Genomic DNA, 245 nt, shown 5'->3' with positions numbered 1-245 from the left:
GAACCATTGTCCGATCTATCATGCGATCGGCGGCCACGCTTATGGCGCGACCTATGTCGGCCCCATGGGCGCGGTCCTGGCTCCGGGCCTCTTCGGTCTCGAAAACACGGCAAACCTGCCCAACGCCTCGACCTTCTGCGGGCGCTGCGAGAGCGTCTGCCCGGTCGAGATCCCCTTGCCGAAATTGATGCGGCATTGGCGCGAGCGCGAATATGAGCGGCATCTCAAGCCGGCCGCGGAGCGGA

1 protein-coding gene is annotated in these 245 nt (G+C 64.9%); it reads left to right on the top strand.

Annotation, left to right across the window (positions count from 1 at the left end):
- A partial coding sequence (locus CH341_RS35570; RefSeq protein ID WP_146604823.1) for a 4Fe-4S dicluster domain-containing protein occupies positions 1–245 on the top strand: 245 nt, incomplete at both ends.

The sequence above is a fragment of the Rhodoplanes roseus genome (genome assembly GCF_003258865.1).
Classification (GTDB): domain Bacteria; phylum Pseudomonadota; class Alphaproteobacteria; order Rhizobiales; family Xanthobacteraceae; genus Rhodoplanes; species Rhodoplanes roseus.
This window is presented reverse-complemented; position numbering and strand designations above follow the sequence as displayed.